Raw genomic sequence first — 18,581 nt, 5'->3', positions numbered from 1 at the left:
CAAAAAAAAGCCGCCATCACAAACGCGATAGCGGCTAAAACATTTCACCAAAGAGAGCAAACAGGGAGCTGGCCTTCGACGCAGGGCATGCATCGCCGGCCTTCTGTTCACTGGAAACAATCCTAACAGCCGCCTAACGATCCCCGTCATCGTTTCTATTGATATTCATTATCAATGACTTAGCTCGCGGCGGTTTTCCTCAGCATCACCGGGATGGACAAGGCGATCAGCGCCGCGATCACGCACAGCATGCCGGCCACGAAAAACGCTGGCGTATAGGTGGCCAGCAACGTGCGGGTCAGCCCTGCGCCATAGGCGGCGAAGGCTGCGCCCAGTTGGTGGCCGGCGAACACCCAGCCGAAGACGATGTTGGCGCGCTCGCCGCCGAACTTCTGTGCCACCAGCTTGACCGTGGGGGGCACGGTGGCGATCCAGTCCAGGCCATACAGCACGGCGAAGAACGACAAGCCATACACGGTGAAATCGGTGAACGGCAACAGCATCAGCGCGATGCCGCGCAAGCCGTAATACCAGAACAACAGCCAGCGGTTGTCGAAGCGGTCCGACAGCCAGCCGGAGCCCACGGTGCCGAAAAAGTCGAAAATGCCCATCATCGCCAAGATGCCGGCCGCGGTGGTGGCCAGCAGGCCGAAGTCACCGCACATGCTGATGAAGTGGGTTTGCACCAGGCCGTTGGTACTGGCCCCGCAGACGAAAAAGGTCAGGAACAGCACCCAGAAGGTCCAACTGCCCGACACGTCGCGCAGCACCTTGAGCGGGCTGATCAGCATCTGCAGCAGGCCGCCCGGATTGCGTGGCGCGGGCAAGACTTCTTGCTCGCCGTACAAGGGCAGGTTCATGTCCACCGGCCGGTCGCGCAGCAGTGCAATCACCGCCAGCACCACCAGCGCCATGGCACCGCAGATAAACAGCAGGGCCATGCGCCAGCCATAATGCTCGGTCAGCGCCGCCATCAGCGGCATGAACAACAACTGCCCGGTGGCGGAACTGGCCGACAGCAACCCCACCACCAGGCCCCGCCGGTGGGAAAACCAGCGCGTGGCTACCGTGGCGCCCAGCACCATGGCGGTGAGCCCGGTGCCGATCCCCACCACCACACCCCACAGCAATACCAGTTGCCAGAAGCTGTTCATGAACATTGAGCCGAGCAGGCCACCCAGCACGATCACCAGCGCCGCCAGCACCACCCGACGCAGGCCGAAGTAGTTCATGAAGGCCGCGGCAAACGGGCCCATCAGGCCATACAGCATGAAGCGGATGGCCAGGGCCGAGGAGATCTGCGCGCTGCTCCAGCCAAACTCCTGCTCCAGCGGCTTGATGAACACCCCGGGCGCACCCATGGCACCGGCCATCACCAGCATGGTCAGGAAGGTGACGGCGGCCACCACCCAGCCATAGTGAACCTGGCGCCGCGCCAGGCGGCTTGCAACCAACGTAGACAACATGGAGCGTTCCTTATGCTTGCGGGGCGTACTGCATCTCGCCGTTGCCGAATGACCAGTCTTCGCGTTTCACGTCCACCAGGCTGATCCACACGTCCTCTTTACGCAAGCCGGTGCGCGCGTGGATGCCTTCGGCCACGGCCTGGTAGAAGGCTTGCTTGACCTCGACCGTGCGCCCGGCATTCCAGGTGATCTGGATAAAGACGATATCAGGCGTATAGGTCAGCCCCAGATAGCCCTCGGCCGGGTACACCAGTTCGTCGCTGGCATGGCGGTTGATCACCTGGAATTTGTCGTGGGGCGGCACATTGGCTGTGTCCAGCATGGCCTGGTAAACCACGTCGCTGATCGCAGCAACGGTTTGGGTGGGGGTATCGGCGGCGACGTCGATTCGGGCAAGTGGCATGGTGATGCTCCTGGGGCGGCTTAAAATAGATGTCGACCAACCTTTATTTAATAGATGTTTTACATCATGTATTATGACTTGGCAAGACAGGCGAATCGTCGCCATATATGATCGTAGTCATGTATTTCAAGCACCGTGCGAGGTCAGCATGCCCAGGGTTTCCAAGCAGCAGAGCGAACAGAACCGCGCCACCATTACCGAAACCGCCAGCCGGCTGTTCCGCCAGCGCGGCATGAATGGCGTCAGCCTGGCCGAGGTGATGAAGGCCAGCGGGCTGACCCACGGCGGGTTCTATGGCCACTTCGACTCCAAGGAAGCGTTGGCCAACGAAGCCTGCGCCAAGGCCTTCGAGCTGTCGGCCAAAGCCTGGCAGGAGCGCGTGGGCGCGCACCGTAAAAAGAGCAAGGCGCGCCAGGCCATCATCGACCACTACCTGTCCGACGGCATGCGTGCCCGCCAGGCCGAGAGCTGCCCGGTGATTGCCTTTGGCGGCGACCTGCCGCGCGAGCCTGAGTCATCGGCCCTGCAACAGACCTACGTCCAGGGCCTGGAACACTTGCTGGCGACCTACCAAGGCACCCTGGACGATCCCGACGCCGACAGCACTCGGCAAACCGCCTTGGTCGAGTACGCGCTGATGGTCGGGGCCATGACCTTGGCGCGCGCCACCGAGGGCTCAACGCTTGCCGATGAGTTGATCAAGGCCACCAAGGCCTTCTTGAAAACGGACCGCCCAACATGAGCCTGACGTGCCAGACCCTGCCCTCCCCGGTCGGCGAGTTGACCCTGGTCGCCGACGGCCCGCACCTGGTGGCCGTGCTCTGGGAGAACGACAAGCCCGGTCGCGTACGCCTGGGCCCGCTGCTGGCCGCGCCCGACTGCCCGGTGTTGGGCCAGGTCGCGCGGCAACTCGACGAATACTTTGCCGGCAGTCGCCAGCAGTTCGCGCTGGCACTTGCCTTCAAGGGCACCGAGTTTCAAAAAAAGGTCTGGCAGGCCTTGCTCACCATCCCCTTCGGCCAAACTCGCAGCTACAGCGACATCGCCGTGCAGATCGGCCACCCCCAGGCCGTGCGAGCAGTGGGGGCGGCCAATGGGCGTAACCCCATCTCTATCATCGCGCCCTGCCACCGGGTAATCGGCGCCAGTGGGCAGCTCACCGGTTTCGCCGGCGGGCTGGCGGCCAAGGAGCGTTTGCTGATGCTCGAAGGGGCCTTGCCCGGGCGCCAAAGCGAGCTTAACTTTCTGTAAGCTTCAGTGGGCGGGGGCGACGATACGGAACTTGATGTTGATGTCATCGGACACCACGCTGGAACTGGCCCACTCGCCCTCACCGATCTTGAAATCGCTGCGATTAAGCAGGAAATCGCCGTCGAACACGCCGATGTCATTGCCCGGTTTCAATTCCATGTGCAGGGTAATGTCGCGCGTCTGGCCCTTGAGGGACAACTTGCCGGTCACTTCATAGTGGTTGTCGCCCAAGGCTTTGGTGCTGACGGCCTCGAACACCGCCACGGGGTAATCAGCGGTGTTGAACCAGGCAGACTCCTGCAATTGGCTATTGGTCTCGGGGCTGCCGGCGTCGATGCTGGCCAGTTGGATGATCAGCTTGGCATGGGCGGTGGCCAGGTTGTCAGGGTCGAAATCCAGGCTCGCCTCAAAGGTGGCGAAGCGGCCATATACGCTGTTGCCCATCACCGAATAATTGAAGGCGATCTGGCTGGCCGTGGTATTCACCCGGGTGTACTCCACGGCCTGGGCAAAGGGCATGAAGGCCAGCATGCCCGCGAACAGTAAAACTCGGCCCATGACCTTCTCCCGCGCGCACAAACCTTAGGTTTAGCACCGTTTGGCGGCATGCCGCAGGCTTTTTCGTGGGGAACGTGAAAGCGCTACGGCAGCAGAATCACCTTCTGACTGCTGCCCCCATTCACTTCGGCATACCGCGCCACCCCTTCAACCAACGGCGACGCCTGTAAATCCACCGGCAACGGCAGCAAGCCATCATCGAAATGCTGGCCAAAATGCTCCAGCATCCGCGCGCACTCGGCGCAGGTGTACAGCAAGGAGTTCACCCCCACCAACACGCCGCCACGGCGATAGAGGGCCAGCGCAGGCAGTTGCACCAGGCCGTCCACCGGTGCGGCAATGATTGCCAGCCGGCCAAAGGTGGCCAAGGCCGACACCGCCGCCGGCAGCCAGGCGCCGGTGGTGTCGAAGACCACTTCGGCACCGCCCTTGAACACCGCGTCCACTTGCGCCCCCAGGGCGTCTGCCGCACCCAGTACCAGGGTGCGGTAGCCCGCTGCCTGCAACCGCGCGGCCTCTGACTGGCGGCGCACGGCCACCAGCACCTCGGCACCGCGGGCGCGGCCCAACGCCATGGCAGCGTCGCCGACGGCACCGGAGCCAATCACCAGAAAGCGCGTACCCGCCGCCACTTGGCTGCGTTCCAGCGCATCCCACGCAGTAGTGTACGGCACGCCCAGGCTGGCGGCCTGCACGAAGCTCAGGCTTTTGGGCATCAGCGCCACCCCGTCGGCCGTCACGGTCAGGTACTCGGCATGGCTACCGTCGTTCATGAAGCCCAGGTTCTTGCCCGTGCCCCATACCGATTGCCCGAGCAAATGCGCCGGGCCTTCGACCACCACGCCGGCGAAATCCCGGCCTGGGATGCGCGGCAGAGTGGTGTAGGGAAAGCGGCCCAACACGTTTTTCACGTCGCTGGGGTTGAGCCCGGCAGCTTTGATCTGAACCAATATCTCACCTGCGGCGGGTACCGGCTTTGGCACATCGACCAGGGCCAAGGCGGCGAGGTCGCCGGTACGGGAAAATTGCAGTGCTTTCATGAGGGTGCCTAAGGCTGTTGACGATGGGTTCAGTCTATGGCCTGCACACCGTGGCATCCGGCCAATCACTTCTGTCTGCCGGCCATCCAGTACGGCTTATGCTAAGGCAGCTAATCATTCAACCACCGATTAAAAAATGTTTCACACACAAACTTGCAAGGGCGAAATTCGCTGCTAACTTCAACTAGCGATTCCTTGGGGGTTATTCTCCCTCGCCGCTGCATTGGATTAAGGCGTTGAAGAATACTATGGACAGATTATTCACCCGCACCGCGCTGGGCGTGGCGTTGAGCCTCCAAGCTGGCCAATTTGCCCTGGCCGACAATGCCGATACCGCCAACAAAAGTAATAACCCGCTGAACTTGGCGCCGGGTCTTAACCTGCAGGACTATTACACCCCGCAGTTATATAACAGCAACCTCCATACTAACGACACGCTATTACGTGGCACTTTGCCAGTTGCCCCGGGCGACTTTATCGGCGTGCCGCAATTACTGCGCGCCACCTTGCCGATCAGCACCCGCCCCGACCCAAAAGGCGGCTACAGCACGGGCATGGGCGACCTGAACCTGTTCGACATCTTCTTGCTCAAGACCGAAGGTGTGCAACTGGGCATCGGCCCGCAAATCACCGCGCCCACCGCCGCGCACGACGAACTGGGCACCGGCAAATGGCAGGCGGGCCTGGCGGCGATTGCCATCGACGCCTCCCCGCGCGGGTTGCTGGGCGCCCTGGTGCAATACCAGAGCTCGTTCGCCGGCGACAGCGACCGCGAACATGTCGAATCCGCCACCTTCCAGCCCTTTGTCATTCACAACCTGCCCAAGGGTTGGTACCTGCGCTCCACCGGCACGTGGACGTTCGATCTGAAAAACGACACCCACTACATCCCCATCGGTTTGGGCGTGGGCAGGGCCTGGAAGGTGGGCGTCAATATTTTCAACGCCTATGTCGAGCCCCAATGGACGGTGCAACACGAAGGCGCAGGCGTGCCGCAATTCACGCTATTTGCGGGCATCAACGTCACCCTCGGTAAATGATTGTCGCGTTAACAAGGATCCGTTCACATGAAGTCTTTGAACCTGTTGTTGATCCCGTCACTGGCCTTGATGATCAGCGCACCGGCACTGGCCGAGTTCAGCGCCACCCCCAGCGAAGCCGAGGCACTGGCCAAGCAAGCCTACCTGTACGGCTTTCCGGTGGTGGAGATGTACAAGACCCTCTACGCCCAAGCGGTGGATAAGGACGGCCCCGACTACAAGGCACCGTTCAACCAGATCGGCAACACCGCCCGGGTGTTCACGCCCAAGGACACGGCATTCATCACGCCCAACTCGGACACGCCCTACTCGTTCGTGTGGCTGGACCTGCGCGCCGAACCGCAAGTGCTGACCCTTCCGGCGGTGGACGGCAGCCGCTACTACTCCACCCAATTGATCGACCTGTACACGCAGAATTTCGCCTACCTGGGCACCCGCACCACCGGTAACAAAGGCGGCCACTTCCTGGTGGCCGGCCCCCATTGGAAAGGCCCCAAGCCTGCCAATGTCGACAAGGTCGTGCGCAGCGAAGGCGACATCGTCTATGGCCTGTATCGCACCCAATTGTTCGATGACAAGGACTTGGACAAGGTCCAGCAAATCCAACAGGGCTATAAGGTTCAACCGCTCAGCGAATACCTCAAGCAACCCGCGCCGCCCGCCGCCCCCGCCATCGACTGGCCAGCGCCCCAGGCCGACATGAGCGACAGCCCGGCGCTGTTCCGCTACCTGGATTTCATGCTCGGCTTCGCGCAACCGGTGGCCAGCGAAACCGAGCTGTTCAAGCGCCTGGCGAAAATCGATGTCGGCCCAGGCGCTGCCTTTGACGAAAAAAGCCTGAGCCCCGAGCAATTGGCTGCCTTGCAGCGCGGCATCGAAGCCGGCAAGGCCGAATTTGCCGATTTGAAGAAGACCAAGATCGACACGCACCAGCTCACCAGCGGCGACTTCTTCGGCACCCGTGAGCACCTCAAGAACAACTACCTGTACCGCTACGTGGGCGCCAACATGGGCATCTTCGGCAACTCGGCCGCCGAAGCCAATTACCTGGGCTACTTCACCGACGCCAAAGGCCAACCGGCCAACGCCGCCAAGCAGAACTACACCCTGCATTTCAAAAAGGGCGAGCTGCCCCCTGCCAAGGCCTTCTGGTCACTGACGATGTACGACGCCAAGACCAAGCTGCTGGTGGACAACCCACTGGATCGCTACCTGATCAACTCGCGCATGCTCGGCCAGCTGCACAAGGACGCCGACGGCGGCCTGACCCTTTACGTGCAGCACGACTCGCCCGGAACAGACAAGGTAAGCAACTGGTTGCCGGCACCGGACGGCCCGTTCTACGGGGTGTTGCGCGTGTACATGCCCGGGCCGACATTGGCCAATGGCCAATGGAAACTGCCGCTGCTGATCCCGACTGCCCGCTAGATTTTTGAAGGAGCAAAACCATGGGGTACCGTACGCATTTGGGTCGACTGACCGCCCTCACCCTGGCCGCCACACCGTTGGTGAGCCAGGCCGACAACGCCCGCGACTGGCAAAACACGCCCACTGACCTGAACATGGTGTTCGGTTATTACGCATTGGTGGACACCAACACCCCGATCGACACCTCGGTGCCATTGGACGGCCTGTCGCTGAATGCCGACGTGTACATTTTTCGTTATGCCCGCTCGTTCTCGGTAGACGGGCGCAATACCGCCATCCAGTTCCTGCAGCCCTACGCCGACCTCAGTGCCTCGTTCGACAATGCGCAGTTTTTCAGCGGCACCAAGCACAACAGCGGCATGGGCGACAGCCAGGTGGTACTGGCCCACAACTTTTTCGGTGGCCCGGCCCTGAGCGCCGAGGAGTTCATGAACTGGAAGCCCGAGACCTTCCTGTCCGGCGCCGCCTGGCTGACCGTGCCCACCGGTGACTACGACAAGAAAAAAGTCATCAACATCGGCGCCAACCGATGGGTGTTCAAGCCGGAGATCGCCTTCGGCACCCCCATTGGCCCTACTTGGCTTGAGTTCAACACCTATGTCTCGCTGTACGGCGACAACGATGACTACCTGGGCAACAACAAGCTTGAGCAAAAACCCCTGTACGCCGTGGAAGGACACTACAGCTACACCATTAACCGCGCCCTGTGGGTATCGCTGGACGCCACCTACAACGTCGGCGGCGAAACCCGCATCAACGGCGACTGGCAAGACAACAAGAAGGAAAACTCCCTGGCCGGCGCCAGCCTGGGCTTCATGTTGTCACCCCAGTTCGGCGGATTGGTGGCCTATTCCGACACGGTGTCGGAGCGCGAAGGCTCGCCTGACGTGAACGTGTGGACGTTCCGCCTGCAATACGTCTGGTAACCGGGAGCGCACCATGAACTACACCCGTATCGCGTTGCTGCTGGGCCTGTGCCTGGCCGGCAGCGCCCATGCCCAGGCACCAGCAGAAATGGATAGCCGCGCCCTGGGCGTACTTGAGACCATGGGCCGCTACCTGCACGCCCTGCCCCATTACGCCTTGAGCGCCGAGAGCGCCACCGACCAGACCCTGGAGACCGGCCAGGTGGTGGAGTTCCATCACCGCACCGACGTGCTCACCGTGCACCCGGACAAACTGCACGTCAGCGTCGACCAGGGCACGTCGGCACGGCAGTTCTTTTATGACGGCAAAAGCTTCACCTTGTACGACGGCCATTACGGCTACTACACCAACGGCCCGGCGCCAGCGACCATCGATGCGTTGCTCGATGACATTGCCGACCGCTACGGCATCGAACTGCCACTGTCGGACCTGTTCCGCTGGGGGCCGACCACGGCCAAGGACGTGGGCATCAGTGAAGCGTTGGTGATTGGCGACGAGCGCCTGGGCGCCTACACCTGCACCCATTACGCCTACCGTCAGCCCGACATCGACTGGCAGCTGTGGGTGCGCACCGGTCCCGACCCGCTGCCCTGCCGCCTGGTCATCACCCGCCGTGACACCCCTGAGCTGCCGCGCCACAGTGTCGACTTCAACTGGGACCTGAAGGCCCAGATCCCGGCCAATACCTTCACCTTCATCCCGCCGGCCAAGGCGCAGCAGGTGCCCCTGCGGGTGATTCAAGCGCCCGTGCCAGCGCCTGCAGGAGAGCAGCCATGAAACCCATGCGCCTTCTGCTGACCGCCGGCCTGATCGTCAGCCTGCTTGACCCCCTGGCCGCCAACGCCTGGCAAATGCGCGGCGGTGGCGGTGGCCGCAGCTTCGTGATGCCGCATGGTGGCAACTTCCATGGCGCACCACCGCCCGCGCCTCGGCCAATGCCTGCACCCCAGCCGCACCCCATGCCTTCGCCGCAGCCACATCCGATGCCCGCGCCGCAACCGCATCCCATGCCGGGGCCACAGCCGCATCCGATGCCACCTGGCCCGGCGCCGCACCCGATGCCGCCGCCCGGTCCGCACCCCGGCCCCTACCCAGGACCTGGCCCGGGCCCGCATCCGATGCCGCCGCCCCCACCACCGCCGCCACCGCATGGCGATGACTGGTACCACCCTTGGGCCGCTGCCGCCGTCGTGGCCGGCACCACGGCAGCCATTATCGCCGTGGGCACCCGGGTCACCACCATCCCGGCCGATTGCGTGTCGGTGGTGGCCAATGGCGTGGCCTACCAGCACTGCGGGCCCACCTGGTACCAGCCGCAATACGTGGGCAGCAGCGTGCAATTCATTGTCGTGCATTCGCCATGGTGACCCTATGAGCACACTCGATGACATCAAGGCCTTGCACGCAAGCGTCGCCGAAGGCGTGCTGGGCCAGGACGCGGTGATCCGCCAGGTGCTGCTGGGCCTATTGGCCAATGGGCACCTGTTGCTGGAGAGCCTGCCGGGGCTGGCCAAGACCCGCACGGTCAAGGCACTGGCCCGGCACCTGGATGCCCAGATGAGCCGCATCCAGTTCACCCCTGACCTGCTGCCTTCGGACATCACCGGCGCCGAAGTGCTGCACCAGGCCAACGGGCAGAACCAGATCCAGTTCCAGCCAGGGCCCTTGTTCGGCAACCTGATCCTGGCCGACGAGATCAACCGCGCCCCGGCCAAGGTCCAGGCCGCGTTGCTGGAAGCCATGGAAGAACGGCAGATCACCGTGGCCGGCAAGAGCCATGTGTTGCCGCCGCTGTTCATCGTGATCGCCACGCAAAACCCCATCGAACAGGAAGGCACCTACCCGCTGCCGGAGGCGCAGATGGACCGCTTTTTGATGAAGGTACTGCTCGACTACCCCAAGCCTGAAGATGAAGCCCAAGTGCTGCGCCTATTGCGCAACGAAGAGCAGGCCGCCGAGCTGGCGTCAGCGTTCAAGTTGGGCCAGCAAGTGATTTTTGCGGCGCGCGAGGAGGTCGCGGCGATCAGCGTGGCACCGGCCATCGACCGTTACCTGATCGACCTGATCAACGCCACCCGCCACCCCGCCGACTACGACGCCGACCTGGGCCGCTGGATCAACATAGGAGCCAGCCCTCGCGGCGGCATCGGCCTGGACCGCTGCGCCCGCGCCGATGCCTGGCTCAAGGGCCAAACCTTTGTCACGCCCGACAACGTGCGCGCGGTGCTGCACCCGGTGCTGCGCCACCGCCTGCAGTTGAGCTACGACGCGGTGGCCGACGGCATCAGTGCCGACGCCGTGCTGGATCGGCTTCAGGAAAAAGTGGCCCTGCCGGCCTGAGGAGTGCGTGATGCAGGTGCCCGAGCAGGCGGTAGACGGGCTGGTCTATATTTCGCTGAGCCAGTTGATGGGCTTGGCCGAGCAAAGCCGTGGCTTGAGCTTTTTGGCCCGCCAGCCGCGCCACAGCCTGTTGGCCGGCAACCATGCTTCGCGCTTGCGCGGGCGCGGCCTGAACTTTGACGAACTGCGCCGCTACCAGCCGGGCGATGACCTGCGCCACCTGGACTGGCGCGCCTCGCTACGCACCGGAAAAGCCGTGGTGCGCAGCTTCACCGAAGAGCGCGACCGCCCGGCCTTGATCGTGGTGGACCAGCGCATGTCGATGTTTTTCGGCTCCAGACGCAGCTTCAAGTCGGCCTTGGCGGCCGAGCTGGGTGCGCTTGCGGCGTGGATGGTATTCAACAGTGGCGACCGGGTTGGCGGGCTGGTGTTCAACGACCAGCGCATCGACAGTGTCGCCCCCTTGCGCAGCCGCGCCCGGGTGCAGGCGTTGTGCGCGCACCTGGTCCAACACAATCAGCAACTGTCGGCCAGCAATCCCGACAGCGAGGGCGAACAGCAACTGGACAACGTGCTGCAGCGTTGCCTGGCCTTGGCCGGGCACGACCATTTGATTTGCCTGATCAGCGATTTTGCCGGTGCCACCCCGCGCACCTTGCAACTGCTTCGCCAATTGCGCGCGCACAACGATGTGCTGGCCTTGCAGGTGTATGACCCCATCGCCCTGAACGTACCCGACAAGGGGCGGTTGCTGGTTACCCAGGGGCAACTGCAGATCGAGCTGGCCGTCGGCAAACGCCAGGTGCACAAACCCCTGGGCGAGTTCCTCGGCGGGCGGCTGCAGGAAGTCGCCAGCCTGTTGCGCCGCAGCCAGGTGCCGCTGCTGATGTTCAGCACCGAGTTCCCGGCCCTGGAACAACTACGTTCGGAATTGGGGAGGCAACAATGAACCCCTGCAGGAGCGGATTTATCCGCGAAAAAATTACCGCGCCGTACCTGATGTACCGCAGCGCGGCCTTCGCGGATAAATCCGCTCCTACAGCCGCACCCCCGACGCCCTGTAGGAGCGGATTCATCCGCGAAAAAATTACTGCGCCGTACCTGATGTACCGCAGCGCGGCTTTCGCGGATAAATCCGCTCCTACAGCCGCACCCTCGCCCCCCTGTAGGAGCGGATTCATCCGCGAAAAAATCGCTGCGGTATGCCTGATGTACGGCGGCGCGGCCTTCGCGGATAAATCCGCTCCTACAGCCGCACCCCCGCCCCCCTGTAGGAGCGGATTCATCCGCGAAAAAATCGCTGCGGTATGCCTGATGTACGGCGGCACGGCCTTCGCGGATAAATCCGCTCCTACACAGCGGCCTGACATTGAACAACTGCGGGAAATGGCCCTGCCGCCCGCCATCAGCTACACCCCCCAGACTTGGGGTTGGGCCGCTGTGGCCGTGCTGTTGATCATCGCGCTCATCGCCTACGCCGCCTGGCGCCTGTGGCAGTGGCGGCAAAACCAGTACCGCCGTGACGCCCTGCTGCGCCTGGCGCAAATCGAACGCGCCGGCACCACCGGGGCCCTGCGCGAACTGCCTGAGCTGCTCAAGCGCGTCGCCCTGTCCATGCCCGGCAACCCGGCCGTGGCCACCTTGCAGGGCGAGGCCTGGCAGCAGTTTCTGCAGGCCCACAGCAAACAACCGCTGCCAGCCGACTTCAGCCAGCAACTGGCCCAATTGGCCTACGCACCGCTGCCGGCCGATCTGGCCACCCGCCAACTGTTGCAGCACAGCCGCCAATGGGTGGAGGGCCACCATGTGGCAACTTGAAGCCCCGTGGCTGCTATTACTACTGCCCGCCGCCTGGCTGGGCTACCGCTACCTGCCCGAATACCGCGAGGCGCGCAGCGCCGTGCGCGTACCCTTTTTCGCCGCCATGAGCCGCGCCATCGGCCAGCGCCCCAGCGCGCCAGGCCTTCGCAGCAACCGCTGGCAACAACTGCTCAACCTGCTGGCCTGGGCCCTATTGGTACTGGCCGTGGCCCGCCCGGTGTACGTGCAAAAGCCCATCGAGCAACACCAGCCGGTGCGCGACCTGATGCTGGCCATCGACCTGTCGCAGTCCATGCAAACCACTGATTTCAAGAACGCCGCCGGGCAGCAGATCGATCGCCTGAGCGCCGTGAAACAGGTGGTGCAGGGTTTTATCGAGCAGCGCAAGGAAGACCGCCTGGGCCTTGTGGTGTTTGGCAGCGCCGCCTATCCGCAAGCGCCCTTGACCCTGGACCACGCCAGCCTGTCGCTGCTGCTGGCGCAGACCGGCATCGGCATGGCCGGGCCCAACACCGCCATCGGCGACGCCATCGGCCTGAGCCTGAAGTTGCTGGACCAGGCCCACGAACAACAGAAAGTGCTGATCCTGCTCACCGACGGCAACGACACCAGCAGCGCCATCACCCCCACCCATGCCGCCGAAATGGCCGCAGGCAAGGGCGTGGTCATTCACACCATCGGCATCGGTGACCCCTCGGCCGAAGGCGAAGCGAAGGTCGACCTCGACGCCCTGCAAAAAATCAGCAGTGCCACCGGTGGGCGCTTCTTTCGCGCCGACAGCCGCGATGCCCTGAGCCAGGTCTATGCCACGCTGGACGCCATCACCCCGCACCAGGTCAACACCTTGAGCCACCAGCCCAAGCGCGAGCTGTTCTATTGGCCGCTGGGCGCCGCGCTGGTGCTGCTGACCCTGTACCACTTGGGCGCCCTGTTGGGCAGCCGCTGGCAAGCGGGGGCACGATGGACATCGACCTGAACGCCCTGCACTTACTGCGCCCCTATTGGCTGCTGCTGATAGTGCCTGGCATCCTGCTGCCCCTGGCGTGGCGTAACCACCATGACCTGCAACGGCGGCTGCGCGGCAACATCGCCCCGCACCTGCTGGCGCACCTGATCATCAAGACCCACGAGCAGCAACGGGTGCGCCCGGTGCACCTGCTCGCCGCCCTGTTGATCATCGGCGCCCTGGCTGCCGCCGGGCCGACCTGGGAGCAGGACCGCCCGGCGTTCGTCGACAACCGCGCGCCGCTGATTTTTGCCTTCGACCTGTCGCCCTCCATGGACGCCACCGACCTGGCCCCCAGCCGCCTGGAAGCCGCCAAGCACAAGGTGCACAACCTGATCGAACGCCGCGGCGGCGCGCGCACCGCCTTGCTCGCCTACGCCGGCAGCGCCCACTTGGTGCTGCCACCCACCGATGACCCGGCACTGCTCGACACCTTCGTGCAGGCCCTTTCCACCGACCTGATCGCCAAACCCGGCAAGAACGTGCTGGCGGTGATCAGCCAGGCCCGGCAATTGATCGATGTCGAAAAGACCCCGGCCACCCTGGTGCTGATCACCGACGGCGCTGACAACAGCCAGTTCGACGCCTTACCCAAGGCACTGGGCGATGCGCCGCTGCAAGTGCTGGTGCTGGCTGCCGGCAGCGCCAACGGCGGCATCATCCGCAATGCCGATGGCCAGCCGCGCACCGACGACAACGGCCGCCCGCAATTGGGCGCCTTCGACAAGGCTGGCCTTGAGCAATTGGCCAAGGCCCTGGATGCCCCCCTGGGCAGCCTGACGCTGGACGACAGCGACCTGGACTGGATCGAAGGCCATGCCCAACAGCACTTTCAGGCCGCCAGCGACCCCGACCATCAGTTGGCCTGGAAGGACGCCGGTTACTGGCTGTGCTGGCCGCTGCTGCTGATCGCCTTTTTCAGCGTGCGCAAAGGCTGGAGCCTGAACTGGGTGGCCGGCCTGGTGCTGGCGGTGAGCCTGGCGCCCAGCCCGGCCCAGGCCGGCGCCCTGGCCGATGCCTTCATGACGCCCGACCAGCAAGGCCGCTGGGCCTTCGACCACGGCCACTACCCGGCCGCCGCCGCCCATTTCAACGACCCTTACTGGAAAGGCGTCGCCGCCTACCAGGCGGTGGACTACGACTTGGCCCTGGCCAGTTTCGCCAGGCTGGATACGCCGCAAGCGTACTTCTACCTGGGCAACATCTACACCCGCCGCTATAAGTTCGACCCGGCCATCGCCGCCTACCAGCAGGCACTCAAGCTGCAACCCGACTTCCCCGAGGCCCAGGCCAACCTGGCCCTGGCCATCGCCTTGCAAAAAGACACCGACTCGGCGCAACAGAACGCTCCAGACACCAAGGCCGACGCGGTGAAATTCGACAATACCCAGGACAAAGGCAAGAGCCAGACGGTGCAAACCCAGCAGGCCGCCAGCGACGCCCAATGGCTGGAGAACCTGACCACCTCGCCGGCACGCTTTCTCAAGCACAAGTTCGCCCTGCAGGACCTGGCCACGCAAGGGGCCACGCCATGAAGCCATTGTTGCTGCTGGGCCTGTGCCTGCTGGCCCGCTTTGCCTGCGCCGAACCGCTGCTGCAGGTACAGGCGCACCTGGTGCCGGCGACCGGCGTCGTGGTCGGCCAGACCGTGGCACTGCAAGTGGATGTGCTGACCGACACCTGGTTCAGCAGCGCCCCGCAGCTGCCCACCCTGGACCTGCCCGGCGCACGGGTGCTGCCCCCCGACGACCAGGCCCAGCACCTGACGCTAAAGGTCGATGGCAAAACCCTGTTCGGCATGCGCTACACCTGGCGCATCACCCCGCAGCAAGCGCAGGCCCTGCGCATCCCGGCGTTGACCATACAGGCCACGCCCGGCCAGGCCAGTGCGCCGTTGAGCGCGCGCAGCCCGCCGCTGCAACTTGAGGTAAGCCTGCCTGCCGGCGCACCGGTCGGCAAACCGCTGCTGGTGGCCCAGGCCCTGACCTTCACCCAGCAAATCAGCTACAGCGCCACGCCGCCCAAGGCCGGCGACAGCGTGACCCGCACCTTGACCTTACAGGCCGAGGGCGCCCTGAGCCTGTCGTTGCCCACGCCCACGCTGGCCGAAGTCAACGGCTTGAGCCGTTACCTGAAAACCCCGCAGGTGCTGGCCCTGGACGACGGCCGTGGCCACGTGCGTGGCGGCCAGCGCATCGACAGCGTGACCTACCGTATCGACCAGGCCGGGCGCTTTGAATTGCCCGCCATCAACCTCGCCTGGTGGAACGTTGCCAGCCAGCAGATGGCGACCGCGCAGCTGCCCGCCGTCGCGTTCCAGGCCGCCGCCGCCACGAGCGCACCACCGGTGTTTTCCATCCGCGAAGACCTCAAGCAATTAGGCAGTGGCGCGCGCTTGCACCTGGCGCGCTATTGGCTGGCGCTGGCCAGCCTGCTGGCCCTGGTCGCTGCGCTGGTGTGCGCCGCCCGCGCCTTCATGCCCCATGCCGCGCACTGTCGGCAACAGGCGCGCCTGCACTACCGGGCACTGCGCAAGGCCCTGGCGCCCCGTGAGTTACGCCCGCTCAACCCTCGACTCGACAAGGAATACCCATGAGACGCCTCGCTAACCGTCGACAACAACTGGCCCTGGCCTGCCTGCTGACCCTGCTCTGGCCGCTCTCGCTACTGGCCGCAGAGCCCTTGCCCTCCTGGCGCGACGGCCCGTCCAAGAGCGCCATCGAAACCTTCGTCAAGGCCGTGACCGACAAGGGCTCGCCCGACTACGTGGCGCCGGCCGAACGCATCGCCGTGTTCGACAACGACGGTACTTTGTGGAGCGAACAGCCGGCCTACTTCCAGATCCTGTTCGCCTTCGACGAGGTCAAGCGCATGGCCCCGCAGCACCCGGAATGGAAAACCACGCAACCGTTCAAGGCGGTGCTGGAAAACGACCACAAGGCCCTGAGTGCGACCGGCATGGACGGGCTGATGAAAATAGTCGGCGCCACCCACACCGGCATCAGCACCGAAGCTTTCATGAAAAACGCCAAGGCCTGGCTGGCCAGCGCGCGGCACCCGAAAACCGGGCGGCCCTACACCGAGATGATCTACCAGCCAATGCTCGAATTGCTGGACTACCTGCGCCAGGAAGACTTCAAGACCTACATCGTCTCGGGCGGCGAAGTGACCTTCATGCGCGCCTTCGCCGAGAAGGTCTACGGCATCCCACCGGAGCAGGTGATCGGCACCACCTTCGTCACCGCCTGGCAACCGGGCGCAACGCCGTCGATCTTGCGCACGCCCAAGCTTGCGCACAACGACGATGGCCCCGGCAAACCGGAAAGCATCGACAGCATCATCGGCCGCCGCCCGTTGCTGGCCTTTGGCAACTCCGACGGTGACCTGCAGATGCTGCAGTGGACCGCCGCCGGCAGTGGCAAGCGATTCGTCGGCCTGGTGCACCACACCGATGCCAAGCGCGAGTGGGCCTATGACCGCCAATCCAGCATCGGGCGCCTGGACAAAGCCCTTGATCAAGCGAAACAACAAAGCTGGACTATCGTAGACATGGCGGCCGAGTGGCGCAGGGTGTACCCCTTCGATGCCCCCGCAGATGAGCACGTGCAATGAGTGTACCGAGCGTTAAAGCAGTGATGCAGACAAGAACGTCGCCTACGGGCGGCTCATATCGCGAAAGGGAGGCAAGTCATATGACTCGCATACGCAAGTGGCTACCGAAACTCGCCGTGGTGGCGGCTTCGGTCATGGGGTTGGCAGCAGCGGCCGGGGCGGCCGAGAAGCCCAATATTCTGGTGATATTCGGGGATGACATCGGCCAGACCAACATCAGTGCCTACGGGCAAGGAGTGGTGGGCTACAAGACGCCGAACATCGACCGCATCGCCCACGAAGGCATGCTGTTCACCGACTACTACGCGGAAAACAGCTGCACCGCCGGGCGTTCAAGCTTTATCACCGGCCAGTCGGTGCTGCGCACCGGGCTGTCTAAAGTAGGCGCCCCCGGAGCACCGGTGGGCCTGCAGGACCGTGACATCACCATCGCCCAGGCACTCAAGGGCCTGGGGTACGCCACGGGCCAATTCGGCAAGAACCACTTGGGTGACAAGGACGAGTACCTGCCCACCAAGCATGGCTTTGACGAATTCTTCGGCAACCTGTACCACCTCAATGCCGAAGAAGAACCCGAGCGCCCGTACTGGCCACAGGACCCTAACGACCCTTACGTCAAGAACTTCAGCCCACGCGGAGTCATTCACTCGTTCGCCGATGGCAAGATCGAAGACACCGGCGCGCTGAACAAAAAGCGCATGGAAACCATCGACGACGAAACCACCGGCGCCGCCCAGGAGTTCATGAAGAAACAAGTGGCGGCCGACAAGCCGTTCTTCGTGTGGATGAACACCACGCGCATGCACGTGTTCACCCACGTGCGTGATTCGATGAAGGGCCAGAGCGGCATGCCCGGCAACGAATACGCCGACGGCATGCTGGAGCACGACGGTGACGTCGGCAAGCTCTTGCAAACCATCGACGACTTGAAAATCGCCGACAACACCATCGTCGTCTACACCACCGACAACGGGCCCAACCAGTTCTCGTGGCCGGACGCGGCGACCACGCCTTTCCGTAGCGAGAAAGATTCGAACTGGGAAGGTGCGTTCCGGGTGCCGGCAATGATTCGCTGGCCGGGCAAAATCAAGCCCAACACCGTCGGCACCGAGATGTTCTCCGGGATGGACTGGTTCCCTACCCTGCTGGCCGCCGCTGGCGATCCGGACGTGAAAAACAAGCTGCTCAAGGGCTGGTCGCCAAGCACCGGCGGCAAGAGCTTCAAGGTGCACCTGGACGGCTACAACCAATTGCCTTACATCACCGGCCAGCAACCTAAGGGCGCACGCGACGAGTTCTACTACTTCAACGACGACGGCGACCTGGTGGCCATGCGTTGGGGTGACTGGAAAGCGGTGTTCTGCGAACAGCGCAAACCGGGCGGTTTCGAAGTCTGGCAAGACCCCTTCGTGTGCCTGCGGGTGCCGAAAATCTTCAACCTGCGCATGGACCCGTATGAGCGCGCCGACGTTGTCTCTGACCAGTACAACGACTGGTTGGCGAAAAACGTTTACCTGACCGGTATCGCGACCATGAAGGCCTCGATATTCCTGCAGACCTTCGTTGAGTACCCGCCGAGCCAACACCCGGCGAGCTTCAGCATCGACCAGGTGCGCAAGCAGGTTGACGCCAAGATCGAACAGAAAATGAAAGAGCAAGGCACCAAGCAATAAGCGCTTTACCGGGATG

At 63.6% G+C, this 18,581-nt stretch carries 19 protein-coding genes; 15 read left to right on the top strand and 4 right to left on the bottom strand.

Features of this window, described 5'->3' with window-relative positions:
* Positions 1 to 179: 179 nt before the first annotated feature.
* Entirely contained in the window at positions 180 to 1,466 is a 1,287-nt protein-coding gene (locus tag L9B60_RS24390; RefSeq protein ID WP_249673531.1) for an MFS transporter, read from the bottom strand.
* Between the two features lie 10 nt (positions 1,467 to 1,476).
* Entirely contained in the window at positions 1,477 to 1,869 is a 393-nt protein-coding gene (locus tag L9B60_RS24385) for a tautomerase family protein (protein ID WP_249673530.1), read from the bottom strand.
* A 148-nt stretch (positions 1,870 to 2,017) separates the two neighbouring features.
* Between L9B60_RS24385 and L9B60_RS24380 the strand changes: the two genes are divergently transcribed.
* Positions 2,018 to 2,611 carry a TetR/AcrR family transcriptional regulator gene (locus L9B60_RS24380; protein ID WP_249673529.1) on the top strand — a complete coding sequence of 198 codons (594 nt, stop codon included), beginning with the start codon at positions 2,018 to 2,020 and terminating at the stop codon, positions 2,609 to 2,611.
* The gene (locus L9B60_RS24375) at positions 2,608 to 3,120 is read left to right on the top strand and encodes a methylated-DNA--[protein]-cysteine S-methyltransferase (RefSeq protein WP_249673528.1); all 513 of its coding nucleotides are present in this window, start codon (positions 2,608 to 2,610) and stop codon (positions 3,118 to 3,120) included. Before L9B60_RS24380 ends, L9B60_RS24375 begins: the two co-directional genes overlap by 4 nt.
* A gap of 3 nt (positions 3,121 to 3,123) precedes the next feature.
* Here the strand turns inward: L9B60_RS24375 and L9B60_RS24370 are convergent, their stop codons facing one another.
* Both L9B60_RS24370 and L9B60_RS24365 read right to left on the bottom strand, forming a co-directional pair.
* Positions 3,124 to 3,678 (bottom strand): YceI family protein, encoded by a 555-nt coding sequence (locus tag L9B60_RS24370; protein WP_249673527.1) that lies wholly within the window; start codon positions 3,676 to 3,678, stop codon positions 3,124 to 3,126.
* An 83-nt stretch (positions 3,679 to 3,761) separates the two neighbouring features.
* Positions 3,762 to 4,718 (bottom strand): quinone oxidoreductase family protein, encoded by a 957-nt coding sequence (locus tag L9B60_RS24365; protein ID WP_249673526.1) that lies wholly within the window; start codon positions 4,716 to 4,718, stop codon positions 3,762 to 3,764.
* A 248-nt stretch (positions 4,719 to 4,966) separates the two neighbouring features.
* Between L9B60_RS24365 and L9B60_RS24360 the strand changes: the two genes are divergently transcribed.
* The 13 genes from L9B60_RS24360 to L9B60_RS24300 all read left to right on the top strand — a co-directional run bounded on the left by L9B60_RS24360 (position 4,967) and on the right by L9B60_RS24300 (position 18,565).
* Positions 4,967 to 5,758: a hypothetical protein gene (locus L9B60_RS24360; protein ID WP_249673525.1), complete on the top strand. Its 792-nt coding sequence runs from the start codon at positions 4,967 to 4,969 to the stop codon at positions 5,756 to 5,758.
* Positions 5,759 to 5,785: 27 nt separating this feature from the next.
* Positions 5,786 to 7,186, top strand: a complete 1,401-nt coding sequence (locus L9B60_RS24355; protein WP_249673524.1) for a DUF1254 domain-containing protein — start codon at positions 5,786 to 5,788, stop codon at positions 7,184 to 7,186.
* A 20-nt stretch (positions 7,187 to 7,206) separates the two neighbouring features.
* The gene (locus tag L9B60_RS24350) at positions 7,207 to 8,112 is read left to right on the top strand and encodes a transporter (protein ID WP_249673523.1); all 906 of its coding nucleotides are present in this window, start codon (positions 7,207 to 7,209) and stop codon (positions 8,110 to 8,112) included.
* A gap of 13 nt (positions 8,113 to 8,125) precedes the next feature.
* Entirely contained in the window at positions 8,126 to 8,890 is a 765-nt protein-coding gene (locus L9B60_RS24345) for a DUF2092 domain-containing protein (protein ID WP_249673522.1), read from the top strand.
* On the top strand, positions 8,887 to 9,480 hold the full coding sequence (locus tag L9B60_RS24340; RefSeq protein WP_249673521.1) for a hypothetical protein: 594 nt from the start codon (positions 8,887 to 8,889) through the stop codon (positions 9,478 to 9,480). Before L9B60_RS24345 ends, L9B60_RS24340 begins: the two co-directional genes overlap by 4 nt.
* Before the next feature lie 4 nt (positions 9,481 to 9,484).
* Positions 9,485 to 10,453 (top strand): AAA family ATPase, encoded by a 969-nt coding sequence (locus tag L9B60_RS24335; RefSeq protein ID WP_249673520.1) that lies wholly within the window; start codon positions 9,485 to 9,487, stop codon positions 10,451 to 10,453.
* A gap of 10 nt (positions 10,454 to 10,463) precedes the next feature.
* A complete protein-coding gene (locus L9B60_RS24330; RefSeq protein ID WP_249673519.1) occupies positions 10,464 to 11,402 on the top strand; it encodes a DUF58 domain-containing protein in 939 nt (312 codons plus the stop codon).
* 437 nt (positions 11,403 to 11,839) lie between these two features.
* Positions 11,840 to 12,271 (top strand): DUF4381 domain-containing protein, encoded by a 432-nt coding sequence (locus tag L9B60_RS24325; protein ID WP_249673518.1) that lies wholly within the window; start codon positions 11,840 to 11,842, stop codon positions 12,269 to 12,271.
* Positions 12,258 to 13,250, top strand: a complete 993-nt coding sequence (locus L9B60_RS24320) for a vWA domain-containing protein (protein WP_249673517.1) — start codon at positions 12,258 to 12,260, stop codon at positions 13,248 to 13,250. Before L9B60_RS24325 ends, L9B60_RS24320 begins: the two co-directional genes overlap by 14 nt.
* Positions 13,235 to 14,815 (top strand): VWA domain-containing protein, encoded by a 1,581-nt coding sequence (locus L9B60_RS24315; RefSeq protein WP_249673516.1) that lies wholly within the window; start codon positions 13,235 to 13,237, stop codon positions 14,813 to 14,815. The genes L9B60_RS24320 and L9B60_RS24315 overlap by 16 nt, the downstream gene beginning before the upstream one ends.
* On the top strand, positions 14,812 to 15,876 hold the full coding sequence (locus L9B60_RS24310; RefSeq protein WP_249673515.1) for a BatD family protein: 1,065 nt from the start codon (positions 14,812 to 14,814) through the stop codon (positions 15,874 to 15,876). Before L9B60_RS24315 ends, L9B60_RS24310 begins: the two co-directional genes overlap by 4 nt.
* Positions 15,873 to 16,892, top strand: coding sequence for an HAD family hydrolase (locus tag L9B60_RS24305; protein ID WP_249673514.1), 1,020 nt, complete (start codon positions 15,873 to 15,875; stop codon positions 16,890 to 16,892). Before L9B60_RS24310 ends, L9B60_RS24305 begins: the two co-directional genes overlap by 4 nt.
* Before the next feature lie 80 nt (positions 16,893 to 16,972).
* On the top strand, positions 16,973 to 18,565 hold the full coding sequence (locus tag L9B60_RS24300; protein ID WP_249673513.1) for an arylsulfatase: 1,593 nt from the start codon (positions 16,973 to 16,975) through the stop codon (positions 18,563 to 18,565).
* Positions 18,566 to 18,581 lie beyond the last annotated feature (16 nt).

This window comes from Pseudomonas abieticivorans (assembly GCF_023509015.1).
Taxonomy (GTDB): Bacteria; Pseudomonadota; Gammaproteobacteria; order Pseudomonadales; family Pseudomonadaceae; genus Aquipseudomonas; species Aquipseudomonas abieticivorans.
The sequence above is the reverse complement of the archived record's forward strand: the minus strand, read 5'-3'. Positions and strand labels throughout refer to the sequence as shown.